This is a genomic window from Clostridium sp. NSJ-145, assembly GCF_021044725.1.
GTDB lineage: Bacteria > Bacillota > Clostridia > Clostridiales > Clostridiaceae > Clostridium > Clostridium disporicum_B.
On record NZ_JAJNOS010000001.1, the window covers coordinates 210,926 to 224,342 of the forward strand.

Annotated in this window: 11 protein-coding genes and 1 riboswitch; all 11 genes read right to left on the reverse strand. The window is 29.1% G+C overall.

Annotation, left to right across the window (positions count from 1 at the left end):
- Positions 1 to 15: 15 nt before the first annotated feature.
- The 11 genes from dapB to LQE93_RS01180 all read right to left on the reverse strand — a co-directional run bounded on the left by dapB (position 16) and on the right by LQE93_RS01180 (position 13,349).
- Positions 16 to 771: a 4-hydroxy-tetrahydrodipicolinate reductase gene (dapB, locus tag LQE93_RS01130; RefSeq protein WP_186839174.1), complete on the reverse strand. Its 756-nt coding sequence runs from the start codon at positions 769 to 771 to the stop codon at positions 16 to 18.
- Between the two features lies 1 nt (position 772).
- The gene (gene dapA, locus LQE93_RS01135) at positions 773 to 1,663 is read right to left on the reverse strand and encodes a 4-hydroxy-tetrahydrodipicolinate synthase (protein WP_186839175.1); all 891 of its coding nucleotides are present in this window, start codon (positions 1,661 to 1,663) and stop codon (positions 773 to 775) included.
- A gap of 21 nt (positions 1,664 to 1,684) precedes the next feature.
- Positions 1,685 to 2,677, reverse strand: a complete 993-nt coding sequence (locus tag LQE93_RS01140) for an aspartate-semialdehyde dehydrogenase (RefSeq protein WP_231071658.1) — start codon at positions 2,675 to 2,677, stop codon at positions 1,685 to 1,687.
- 30 nt (positions 2,678 to 2,707) lie between these two features.
- Positions 2,708 to 3,856, reverse strand: coding sequence for a M20 metallopeptidase family protein (locus LQE93_RS01145; RefSeq protein ID WP_055264911.1), 1,149 nt, complete (start codon positions 3,854 to 3,856; stop codon positions 2,708 to 2,710).
- A gap of 26 nt (positions 3,857 to 3,882) precedes the next feature.
- Positions 3,883 to 4,716 carry a diaminopimelate epimerase gene (gene dapF, locus LQE93_RS01150; RefSeq protein ID WP_231071660.1) on the reverse strand — a complete coding sequence of 278 codons (834 nt, stop codon included), beginning with the start codon at positions 4,714 to 4,716 and terminating at the stop codon, positions 3,883 to 3,885.
- 63 nt (positions 4,717 to 4,779) lie between these two features.
- Complete coding sequence (locus LQE93_RS01155) at positions 4,780 to 5,985, reverse strand: aspartate kinase (protein WP_231071662.1); 1,206 nt, start codon at positions 5,983 to 5,985, stop codon at positions 4,780 to 4,782.
- A 79-nt stretch (positions 5,986 to 6,064) separates the two neighbouring features.
- Positions 6,065 to 7,366, reverse strand: coding sequence for a diaminopimelate decarboxylase (gene lysA / locus LQE93_RS01160; protein WP_231071664.1), 1,302 nt, complete (start codon positions 7,364 to 7,366; stop codon positions 6,065 to 6,067).
- A gap of 118 nt (positions 7,367 to 7,484) precedes the next feature.
- A riboswitch (Lysine riboswitch) is annotated at positions 7,485 to 7,681 on the reverse strand.
- Between the two features lie 137 nt (positions 7,682 to 7,818).
- Positions 7,819 to 8,919, reverse strand: a complete 1,101-nt coding sequence (locus tag LQE93_RS01165; protein ID WP_231071666.1) for a hypothetical protein — start codon at positions 8,917 to 8,919, stop codon at positions 7,819 to 7,821.
- A gap of 145 nt (positions 8,920 to 9,064) precedes the next feature.
- Complete coding sequence (locus LQE93_RS01170) at positions 9,065 to 9,220, reverse strand: zinc-ribbon domain-containing protein (RefSeq protein ID WP_055264903.1); 156 nt, start codon at positions 9,218 to 9,220, stop codon at positions 9,065 to 9,067.
- Between the two features lie 239 nt (positions 9,221 to 9,459).
- Entirely contained in the window at positions 9,460 to 11,529 is a 2,070-nt protein-coding gene (locus LQE93_RS01175) for an SPFH domain-containing protein (protein ID WP_055264991.1), read from the reverse strand.
- 143 nt (positions 11,530 to 11,672) lie between these two features.
- Positions 11,673 to 13,349 carry a GH3 auxin-responsive promoter family protein gene (locus LQE93_RS01180; protein ID WP_055264901.1) on the reverse strand — a complete coding sequence of 559 codons (1,677 nt, stop codon included), beginning with the start codon at positions 13,347 to 13,349 and terminating at the stop codon, positions 11,673 to 11,675.
- Between the last annotated feature and the right edge of the window lie 68 nt (positions 13,350 to 13,417).

The window sequence follows — 13,417 nt, forward strand, 5'->3', positions numbered from 1 at the left end:
CTTTCTATAACCAAATTAATTCATTAAATCTTCCATTTTATATAAACCATTCTCTTTATTTACAATAAATTTTGCCGCTTTTACTGCTCCACTAGCAAATACATTTTTAGATAAAGCAGTATGTTTAACTTCTAATATCTCATCTAATCCTGCAAAAATAACAGTATGCTCTCCTGGAATAGTCCCTCCTCTAACAGCATGAATACCAATTTCTTTTTCTTCTCTTTTCGCCTTCTTACCTTCTCTACCGTATTTGTATTCCATCGAATTATCTAGCTCTTCATTAATAGCATCTGCTATCATTAAAGCAGTTCCACTAGGTGCATCTACTTTTTTATTATGATGTTTTTCTATAATTTCAATGTCGAAATTTTCTTGTAATGCTAGCGCTGCTTTCTTAACTAAATCTATTAATAAATTTACTCCAAGAGACATATTAGCTGTTTTAAAAATTGGAACGCTCTTTGCTACATTTTCTATTTTTTTATAATCTTCACTACTTAATCCTGTAGTTGCTATTACCATTGGAGTATTATTTTTTTTACCATAACTTAAAATATCATCTAAACAACTAGGATGTGAAAAATCTATTATTACATCAGCTTTACCTTTGTAATCAAATATATTATTAAAAACTTCATAACTATTTTGATACATTTCCGTATTTTTATCTATTCCTGCTACTATCTCTACATCTAAGCTTTCTGAAACTATTTTTGTTACAGCTCTTCCCATAGCACCATTACATCCATTTAATATTACCTTTAACATATTATTTCCTCCAATTCCTTACACCATACTCTTCCATGGCTTGTATTAATATTTTTTTATTTTTATCTTCCATGTCAGTTAGAGGCAACCTAAGATTTCCCACTTCCATTCCTAAAATGTTCATAGCTGTTTTAACTGGAATTGGATTAACTTCAATAAATAAAGCATTTATAAGATCTAACATTCTAAGTTGAGAATTTTTAGCTTGTAAAACATTACCTTCTAAATACTTCATTACAATATCATGAGTTTCTTTTGGTAATATATTTGCAACTACCGATATAACCCCTTTTCCCCCTAATGATAATACAGGCACTATCATATCATCATTTCCACTATAAATATAAAATTCATCTCCACATAATCTTGCTATTTCAGCTACTTGTGATATATTGCCGCTAGCTTCTTTTATAGCTTTTATATTTTTTATTTTAGAAAGTTCATATACAGTTTTAGGCAAAATATTTACTCCAGTTCTTCCTGGAACATTATATAAAATTATAGGAATATTAACTTCAGTAGCTATTGCATTATAATGCTCTATTAACCCTTTTTGTGTAGCTTTATTGTAATATGGAGTTACTAATAAAAGTCCATCAACACCTACTTCTTCCGCATATTTACTTAACTCAATTGCATAACTAGTATTATTTCCACCAGTACCAGCTATTACCGGTATTCTCTTATTAACTTTATCTACTGTAAACTTTATAGTTTCTTTTTTCTCATAATCACTCATAGTTGATGACTCACCAGTAGTTCCACATATTATTATAGAATCTGTTTTATTTTCTATATGAAATTCTATTAGTTCAGATAACTTTTCATAATCAACTTTATTATTTTTAAATGGAGTTATTAAAGCAACTCCGGACCCTTCAAATAAACTCATATTTTCTCTCCCCTTCAAGCTTTACATATCTTTCACTAATATTTCTGCAATTTGCACTGCATTTGTAGCGGCACCTTTTCTTATATTGTCAGCTACTACCCATAAATTCAATCCACTTTCTACACTAAAATCTCTTCTTACTCTACCTACAAAAACTTCGTCTTTACCTTCGCAATTTATGGCCATTGGGTAAATATTATTTTTAACATCATCTTGTAGAATGATTCCTTCTGAATTTTCTAAAAGCTTAAACACATCTTCAACATCAAAGTCTTTTTCAAATTCTACGTTTATAGAAATACTATGACCATATTTTACTGGTACTCTAACAGTTGTAGCTGTAATTCTTAAAGTATCATCATTTAAAATCTTTTTAGTTTCTTCTATCATTTTTATTTCTTCTTTTGTGTAACCATTATCCATAAAACTATCTATATGAGGAAGACAGTTATATGCAATCTTATATGGATACTTTTTATTTTCTAATCCTTTTATTGTGTTATCTAAATCATCTATACCTCCAACACCTGATCCAGATACTGCTTGATAGGTTGAGTAAACAATCCTTTTTATCTTATAAGCATCATGTAAAACTTTAAGAGGTACTACCGCTTGAATTGTAGAACAATTTGGATTAGCTATAATTCCGTTATTCCACTTTATATCCTCTGGATTAACCTCTGGAACTACTAGTGGAATATCTTTATCCATTCTCCAAGCACTACTGTTATCAACAACTACAACTCCATTTTCTCTCGCTATTGGAGCATATTCTTTGCTTATTTCACCACCTGCTGAAAATAAAGCAATATCTATATCTCTTTTAAAAGAATCATGATTTAATTCTTCAACTATAATATCTCTACCTAAAAAATTAGCACTCTTACCTGCTGATTTTTTTGATGCAAATAAATATATATTATTTATAGGAAATTTTTTCTCCTCTAATACTTTTAAAAATGTTCTTCCAACCATTCCAGTTGCACCAACTATTGCTAGATTTGCTTTTTTCATTTTATATTCCACCCCAATTAATCTTAATATTTAATAAACATTTAATCCTTCACAGATTTTATGATAAAGTTCCATTCCTTCTACCAAAACTTCTTCATTGAAATTAAACTTTGAATTATGAAGTTGATGTGTATATCCTAACTCCTCATTTTTAACTCCAAGCATAAAAAACAAGCTAGGCACCGCTTCTTGATAATAAGCAAAATCTTCTGCTAGCATCATTGGATCGATATCTACTAATCTTTCTTCCGGTAAAAATTTAATTAAACTTCTTAATAATTTTCTATCATTTCTTACTGCTGGATACATATCTCTAAATTCAATGTTTATATTTACGTTAAACATAGTTTCCAGTCCCTTACATATATCACTCATTCTACTTTTAATTTTAGAATATACCTCTTTATCAAAAGCTCTTAATGTCCCCTCTAGCCTAATATTTTCAGCTATTATATTACGTCTTTCTCCTCCATTTATTGTACCTATGGTTAAAACAGCTCCTTCTATTGGATTAATATTTCTACTTATTATACTTTGGAAAGAGTTAATCAATTGAGCCGCTACTATTATTCCATCATTGGCTTTATGTGGTGCTGCTCCATGTCCACTTTCTGCTTTTATATCTATATCAAACTCCGCAGTTTGTGCCATCATTGGGCCAGCTTTTATACCTATTTCACCTTCATTCAATCCAGGAAATAAATGAAGTCCAAAAACATGTTTAACATTGTAATGATCTAAAACCCCTTCATTAATAATAACTTCTGCTCCACCAGGCCCCTCTTCAGCCGGTTGAAATATAAATAATATCCCTTTATTTACTGACTTAATAGTAGATATATAATGAGCAAATCCTAATAAAATAGACATATGTCCATCATGTCCACAAGCATGCATGTAATCAACATTTTCCGACTGGAAAAATACATTAGTTTCTTCTAAAATTTTTAACCCATCTATATCAGCTCTAAATGCTATAGACTCCTCTGAAATTTCTCCTTGTCTAAATGCTATAAGACCAGTTTTTGCTACAGATTTTACCTCGTAACCAAAGCTTTCTAATTTTTCTCTTATATATTTAGAAGTATTTACTTCACAAAACCCTATTTCAGGAATTCTATGCAGCTCTCTTCTATATAATCTTACTTCATCAATAAACTTTTCTTTCTCAAAAAACATTTAAACACACCCTTTAACTATTTTCTCTATCTAAAATTATATTCTCCACTACAAATAAACTCTGCAGGCCCTGTCATAAATATTTCATCATCTTTTTGCTCAATTATAAGATTACCACCTAGTACTTTTACATTTATCTTTTTATCACAACCTTTTAAAATTGAGCTTATAACTGCTGATGATGCAGCTCCTGTTCCACAAGCAAGAGTAATCCCAACACCTTTTTCCCATGTGATTACTTCTATATTTTTATGATCAATTACCTTGCAAAAATTAACATTTGTTTTTATTGGAAATATATCATTATATTCTATTGCTCGTCCAACTGCTTTTATATCTAAATCATTAAAATCATCAACAAATAATACTGTATGAATCGTTCCAACTACTAAAGAACTTATCTTAAAGCAGCTTCCATCTACACTAATTTCTTCATTAATAAAATATTTATTACCATTACTTACTGGTATTTCACTTGATACAAAAATAGGTTTGCCTAAATTTACTTTTACGAAGTTTACTTTACCATCGTCTACTATCACTTCTGGCCTCATAATTCCCGCTAAAGTCTCCACATTAAAGTTTTTTCCTTTTACAATTCCATTTTCATAAACAAACTTTGAAAAACATCGTATACCATTTCCACACATACTAGCTATAGATCCATCTGCATTATAAAACTTCATTCTTATATCAGCCTTAGTTGATTCTGATACAATAATCATTCCATCTGCCCCAATTCCATAATGTCTATTGCAAACTTTCTTAGCCAACTCACTGTAATCTTCAAAATTCAAATCGCTTTCTCTTAAAATTATAAAATCATTTCCTGTTCCATGAAATTTTTGAAACTTAATCATTTTTGCCCCCACTATTCTATTCAAATATCTTTAAGTATTCCAATAGATTATTTAAATTTTAACTTATAAATTTAATTCTTTTGCTAGAATATTTGCTGCTTTTTGCTTGTCCTTAGAATCAATAGCAAATGATATACTTATCTCTGAAGTTGTAACTTGTTTAAATTCTATATTATTTTCAGCAAAAATCTTAAATACCTTTGCAGTTACTCCACTTTGATTCATCATCCCTATTCCTATAACAGATACTTTAGTTATATTTAATTCAACAGATATATTAATACCTAAAATTTCATCTTTAATTTTTGTTATAACATCTTTTATAGTTTCTAAATCATCTTTGCTTGCAGTAAATGAAACATTAACATATCCATTTGCAGGTGCTGTCTGACTTATCATATCTATGTTTATAAAACTTTGTGCTAATCTTTCAAAAATCATTGCTATATTATTTGATTTAAATAACACATTATTTATAGTAATCATTAAATTATTTTCACTAATTGTAAGTCCAGTAATAACTCTTTCTTCCATTCTCTCATCATACTCCTTTATCCATGTTCCTTTTACATCACCAGTATTTAATGATACATAAATTGGTACATTATATTTACACCCTATTTCAACAGCTCTCGCATCCATAACACCTGCACCTAATGATGCCATTTCCATCATTTCTTCATAGCTTATATAATCAATTTTCTTTGCTTCTTTATATACTCTAGGATCTATAGAATATATTCCATCTACATCTGTATAAATCTCGCAAGGACACTTTAGTTTTGCAGCTATTGCAACAGCTGTAGTGTCTGATCCACCTCTACCTAAAGTAGTTATATCTCCATCTTCATTAATTCCTTGAAAACCTGCTACTACTACAATTTTTCCTTCTTGTAAATATTTTTTTACCTTCCTAACGTCAATATCTGCTATTTTATTTTTTGTATGAATACCTTGTGTTTTAATGCCCGCTTGAAACCCTGTTAGTGATATAGATTTATAACCTTCGGCCTCTAAAGCCATAGATAATAATGATATAGACATCTGTTCACCTGTAGATAGCAACATATCTAATTCTCTTTTATTAGGATTATTACAAATCTCTTTAGACATATTTATAAGATTATCTGTTGTCTTCCCCATTGCAGAAACTACAACAACCACTTCATTTCCTTTTTCCTTTTCGTTAATAACTCTTCTAGCCACAAACTTAATTTTTTCAATACTTCCTACTGAAGTGCCCCCATATTTTTGTACTACAATATTCATTTCATTGCCCCCTTTAATAATATGAAATATCTTCTCTCTTTATCAAAATGTAACTTTAAATAAAAAACATAAATTCTTATTAAAACATTACATCATTTTTTAAAATATCTTCATAACTCTCTCTTTTAACTGCTATTCTCGCTATACCATCCCTTACAAATACAACTGCTGGTCTAGGTATCCTATTATAATTACTAGCCATTGAATAATTATAAGCCCCAGTACTTAAAACAGCTAAAATATCATTTCTTTCAACTTTAGGAAGCATTATATCCTTAACTATAATATCTCCTGATTCACAGCATTTTCCAGCTATCGTATATTCAATTTTTTCCTTATTATCGAACTTATTAGCTACTACAGCTTCATACTTTGCATCATACAATGCAGTTCTGATATTATCTGTCATTCCTCCATCAACAAAAATATAATTTTTATCACCGTAAGTCTTTTTTGTTCCACCAACCTTATATAACGTTGTACCTGCATTTGCAATAATTGATCTTCCTGGTTCTATCATTATTTTAGGTATTAATAAATTATGCTTTTCACATTCTTCTTTAATTGATATCACCATGTTATTTAAGAAATTACTTAATTCTATAGGTATATCTCCATCAGAATAGTAAACTCCAAAGCCTCCACCCATATTTAATTCTCTAGTAACAAAATCACATTTTTCTTTTATTTTGCTAATAAAATCAACCATAACTGAAACACTCATATAAAAAGATGTTTCCTGAAATATTTGTGATCCTATATGACAATGAAATCCTCTTAAAGTAACCCTTTCACTATTCATAAATTTTCTTACTACTTCATATATATCTTCACTAAATATAGATTCTCCAAATTTTGAATCATTTTTAGATGTTTGTATATATTCATGGGTGTGAGCATCTACTCCTGGATTTACTCTTAAAAGAACTTCAATTTTTTTATCTAATTCATTACATAAATATTCAATTAAATCTAATTCATCTCTATTATCAACTACTATTCTTCCTATACCTGATTCTATAGCCAATCTTAACTCTTCTTCTGTTTTATTATTTCCATGCATGTAAACCCTACTTAATGGAAATTTACTTCTAATAGCCGTGTAAAGTTCCCCTCCTGAAACTACATCAAGAGATAACCCTTCTTCTTCTATTACCTTGCAAATCGCTAAGTTTAAAAATGCCTTTGAGGCATATATTACTTCTGTTTCAATTCCTTTTCCTTTAAAATTATCATTAAAAACTCTACAGTTTCTTCTTACTAACTCTTCATCAACTACATATAACGGAGTTCCATATTCTTTTGCTAGATAAACAACATCACAATTACCTATTTCTAAATTACCATTTTGATTTTTTTTCATAGTTCCAAATAAATTCATGTTATATCCTCCTATTTACTAAAATTCAACTTATATAAGTTAGTAAATAAAAAACAGTCATGAGCAAAAGGTACTCATGACTGTTTTAAAACAATATAAAACAAAACCTTCTGCCCCAACAAGATGTAGCTCTTCTTTATGAAAATTGGGCAATTCTCATAAGACAGTTCTATGCTTCTTAAACATAGACCCAATAAATAGACTCTTATCTATTTATTTCGGCGATGGCCCCTTTCCTATACATTGAAGTTATCAAATCTCAGATCTGAACTTTCTGTTATAGTACTGATGACAATCGCGGCCTCTACAACAAGTTGTTTAAAACATATTAAATTCACATTAACTTAAATAAAGTTTAACATTTTCTTACATTTGTGTCAAATATTTATTACAATTTTATTATCTAGCTAAAAAAGTATTCCTCTTATATTTTCTTATATAACTATTTTTTCTTACTCTTTAGCTATATATGCTATTTTATTATTTCCAAAAAACATTTGCTCCCACAAAGCATCACTTTCTAAAACCTCTTTTCCTTTAGATGATTCTATTGTTAATCTAGCTTTTCCAATACATCTAAGATAAGTTGGATTTATTCCTCTTGATACTGAAAATAAAATTTCACTATAAGATAATCCCATAACATTTAAAAGAGATGATGCAAAAATATCCTTCTCTCTTATGAATTCTATCGTATACTTTGTTTCATTCTCATCTACATAAATAAAAGTTATATTATTATCTATAAATTTTTCTGTTAAATTATGCTCTTTTGTATTATTCCTTTCAATCTTAATTTTATTCTCATCTTCCACTAGAACCTCTTCATTTTTTGCAATAAATAAAGTAGCAGATCTTAAATAATCATATTTTTTCTCTGAAATAATATCATTAGCAACAATTGTATAAGGACCTATCTTAGCTCTACACCAATACCAATGATTTATTATTCTATCCATTTCAACATTTCCCCAATTATGATCGTGATATCCATTACCCTCTAGCTTCATGCTTAATCCATTAACTTTTACTTGTCCTGAAGCTTCTGCACTTGGTTGCGGTACTAACCATCCAAAATAAAGATTTTCGTTTTCTCCAAAAAATGTATAACCTGTTTTAGGTCTATACATAGGAAGAGTACTTTTCATAACACAATCATACTGTACTAATGTGTCTTCAAAATGAATGTAATAATTTCCATCTTGATATTTTATAAAGCTATCTCCTATTTTTACATCACATCGTTCTCTTGATGCATCTATTATATTTTTATTTTCTTCTGTTATTGTTCTACAAATTGTTTGACCATTTGGTAAGGTGACATCTAAAGTAGCTGTTGGCTTCCCTGGTCCTTTAACATCAAATCTATCTTTTGTATAAAATATTACTACAAATCTACACCCATTATTATATTCAGCATCAAAATACCACCATTCATATGAACCCCTATCTCCTGACGTTCTAAGGCCATCTTCCCATATATCTACTTTCTTACCAATCCCTAATTTATTATAATATTGATCTTCTTTAGCTAAAAATACTCTTTTGTTCATATCACTTTCTCCTCATCTCGTATAAGATATACATATGAGTTTTTTTGTCATAATGTGATTTTTAGCAAACATAATATAAAGCAAAAAAAAATCGTATTGAAAAATAAACTATATCTTTCAATACGATGTTAGAACAAAAGACTAATTATCTTCTATTGTTTTGTTCTTTTTTAGCTCTTCTGCAAGCAGCACATCTTGTAGGTTCATTAGTGAATCCTTTTTCTTTATAGAATTCTTGTTCTCCTACTGTAAATACAAATTCTTGACCACAATCTCTACATACTAATGTTTTATCTGTCATTTTTCTTTCCTCCTTGGAACTTAAAAGTACTAAAAGTGAGTAAAGTACTTTTTTCAATATTATTTATCCCCAAGAAAACGGAATATATTCATTACTTACTCAATTTATTTTATATAATCTATTATTTTTTATATCCTATAAACTTAATTATCAACTTGTATATTTACTTCTTTAAATATAATCATATTTGACATCTATTGTCGATAAATCATTCAATTATTAAACAATATGCTACTTAATTAATCTCTTATATTTTCATCTTTTGATGAACTCTCCATATTCGATATTTGATTCATAATTTCATCTTTAATCTTTTTTATTTGTTCTACTTCATCAATCTCTTTAATAAACTCTCCTTCAGTAAACTTCTCACTTAACAAAAGCATTATTAAAGATTCAAAAGCATTTGCTCCTCCATTTTCTGTATTACTTCCTGTACTTACTAATGTCTTAGGAACTATATCTATTTTTCCTTCTTTAATAGCATTTGCAAATGAAGCCATTACATCACTAACAACTTTATATTGTGGACCTCCATAAGCACTAACCTGTTCCTTAGCAGCTATAGCCTTTGATATACCTACTCTAGCCTCCTTATCAGCTTCTGCTTCAGCTGTAATCTTAATCTTAAACGCTTCTGCCTCTGCTTCCTTTTTAACTTTATATGCATCGGCCTCAGATAACTTTTGTATCTTTTCCGCATCTTGTCTTGCTTTCATAAGTTCTGCTTTCCCTTGATTTTCTTGAATCATAATATTTATATCAGACTCTGTTAATGTAGTTTGTTGCTTTGCAACTGCCTCTGCTTCTCTTAATTCCTTTTCTTTCTCAGCTGCTTTTTGTTGAGTTTCATAAGTCTGAAGTTGCTCTCTTGCTATCTGTCTACTTCTTAATTGTGTTAATATAGTTTCTATCTCATTTCCTACCTTTGGACTTGCTGGTGTTCCTATTAATACTTCTTCTAACTCTAAGTTATAATGTCCGAACTTTTCTTGCATCTCTTTTGAACTTTGAGCTTGAATCTCATTACGTTCTTGAATTAATTCAATTAATGTTTTTGTTTGACCAATGTTCTTAAAATATGCTGAAATCATTGGATCTAAAGTCTGATCTACCAGCATCTTTATATCTCCAAATCTTTGGATAACTAACGGTGCTTTTCTATAATCTATATGAAATACAACTGATAAAGGTAAGTTAGGTTCAAATGCATCCTTAGTGATTAAACTAACTTCTTTAAGATTTTCATCATATTTGTGATTTCCTATTTGATTAGATATCCATTTTAAAATTACATTTGTAGTAGGGACTTTAATTATATTACCTGCGTAAGTATTAAAGGCATATTTTCCTGGCATTAGAGGTTCATTCCAAACGCCTCTATATCCTTTTTTCACCAACTCACCATGTTTATAATCTACTCCTGAAAAATCTTCTCCCTTTGATCCTGTGTAAGATACTACTACACCTACAAACCCTACTGGAATTACTACCTTAGGAATAAATTCAATAGTAGCAAATAACCTATTTATAAAGTAAGTACCGTCAGCTAAAACTTGATATTGTCTCCCTCTAAAACCTCCGGCTCTTAAAAATGCATCTATATCTTGAAAGTTATTATGATAATTAGGATCAGCTGCATCATCTCCAACAGTAGGACATATTATATTTTCTCCTCCTAGTGAAGGACCATCATGAACAGTAACTATTCCAACTAAATCAGCATTACCTTGAATAATAACTGGCTCAAACCCTTTTCTTTCATGAATTAACTTAGCCATCGCCTTTAATGTTTCTTGTTCTGCTTTAGTTCCTGTTTTTAGACAATAAGTAACAGTTTCAGTTATAATAACAAACTGTGCTAAATTAAATGCGTAAGTACCTTCTCTTATAATTCCTCTTTGAGGTCCTTTTTGACCACCATTCATCAAAAATCCTCTTACATCTTGAAAGTTATTGCTCTCTTCTACAACCATTCCTAAAGTCTGTGTAGGTTCAAGTGCTTTACCATCTCTAGCAAATACATAAGCTACTTTTCCTTGTGGAATAGTAACTAAAGGTACAACATGAATCTTGTAAATTAAAGGAGTTCTAAAATGAATACCTCCTCTTAATAATTCTGGTTGATACCCAGCTTCTCCATTTAAAGCTATTATTTGCTCCTTTAATGATCCTTTTCTACTCCACCATTTTTCTACAATTCCCACTTTATCATTGTCTATAATTCTTAATCCAAAAATCCAAAGTAAGAACCATAAACATAATATTACCCCAATAATTATTCCTGCAATCTTGATATAATCACTAATATTCCCCAATAAATCTACCTCCTAATTATTTTTTAAAATTACTATACTTATTTCATTATTAAATATATTGTTAATTACCTTATATATTCTATTTCATAGGAGAATATTAATATTTTTATACAAAAAGGGCACTTACGTACCCTTTAAATAGTTTTAGACATCAAAATTTTCAATATTTCTTTCTTATCATTTATTACTCGTGGCATTTTAATTTGATTTTTTGATATACCTTTCTTTATCAAAGATTCTTTAATTATATTAAATGTTCCACCATTTACTACCTTTACTTTTACTTTAGCTAATCTATTATTGTTTCTAAATCTACCATAAGCTAAGTTAGCTCTTTGTAACTCTTTATCTAAAACATTTTCAAACTCTATCATATTTCTTCTTGATATATCATCTTTAAACTCAAAATAAAATATATATCTACCTGGACTTATAGTTGTATCTTCAATCGTAGTATAATCTACCAAAGATAAATTCAACTTTTTTACAGTATTTTGTATAGATATAGTTAAATGTTCTTCTGTGGTCTTCTCTGAAACCATATTTAGAACTTGATTTTTTCTATATAAAAACTCTATCTCTGGACAATTATTATAATTTCCAACAACCTTAATTACATCTCCAAGCTTGTACCTATACAAACCTGCTTGATTAGTTATAACAATCTCATATTTTTCTCCTAATTTAAGCTCATTCAATCTATACGTCTTATCAATTTCTTTATTTTCATCTTTAACAGAAATAAATTCATAAAATACTGTATCAGGAATAATTACGTACCTTATCTTATCAATATACGGATTAATTCCCATTGTAGCTTCCGTTGCTGCATAAGCTGTAGAATATATTGGCAAATTACCTGTATAATAATTAACTCTTTCATCATATATAGAAAAGTTAGCTCCAGCTACACAAGCAATATAAGTTATTTCAGGCCATATTCTTTTACATATCCCTTTAAAACCTCTTTTTCTTTCAATATCTATTTTATCAGCTCTGGCAGCATCTGGTTTAATATATTTTTTTAGTTTTTCTCTTGTGATATCATCTATATTTAAGCTCTTATTTATTCTCCCTTTTCTAATATCCATAACCAATAAATCTATTTTCTCTTCTAAAAACCTTAATAAGTCCAAAACATTTGATATAAATACGCTAGTTATATAAGATAACTTTCTTTCTTTTAATGCAAATAACAAATGTAAATACATCTGTGCCTCTTTATCTTTAACCTCCATAACTTCATAAGGTGATGTATACATATATGGTATTAAGCCCTTAATTTTCTTCATTCCACCTGAAGTTGCTGAGCATATTGGTATTCCTGACTTAGTGTATGTTGTAGTAACTGTATCTGCAAACATAAGCCCTTTCCCATATTTAAAGCTTTCCCTAAAGTTATTATATACAAACCTTTGTGAAAGAATCGCCATATATTTTGATGCTGCCATTCTTCCACTTTTAGTAACTGGAATTAGTTTTTGTTTTCCTGTAGTTCCTGATGTATGTCCAAAATACTCTACCTCCTCAGAAACCAAGATATTTTTCTCTCCATTTGCCATTCTATCTATATAGTTTTCATAATCAAGATAATTACTTAAAGGAACTTGTCTTATATAATCTTCTATTGATTTTACATTTTGAAAATCATATTTTATACCTATTTCACTTTTAGCATTTCTCTTCAATATTTTTAATAATATTTCCTTGTTTACATTCTCAGCATTTTTTGTTTCTCTATTAAACTTATTCTCAACAATTCCACCTGTAGTAATTATACTACAATACAATAATTTACTTAGTATACTCATAGATAAATTCTTCCTATTATTACATTTCCGTAAATAATATATGTTTTTTGTCGAATATATGCTACTTC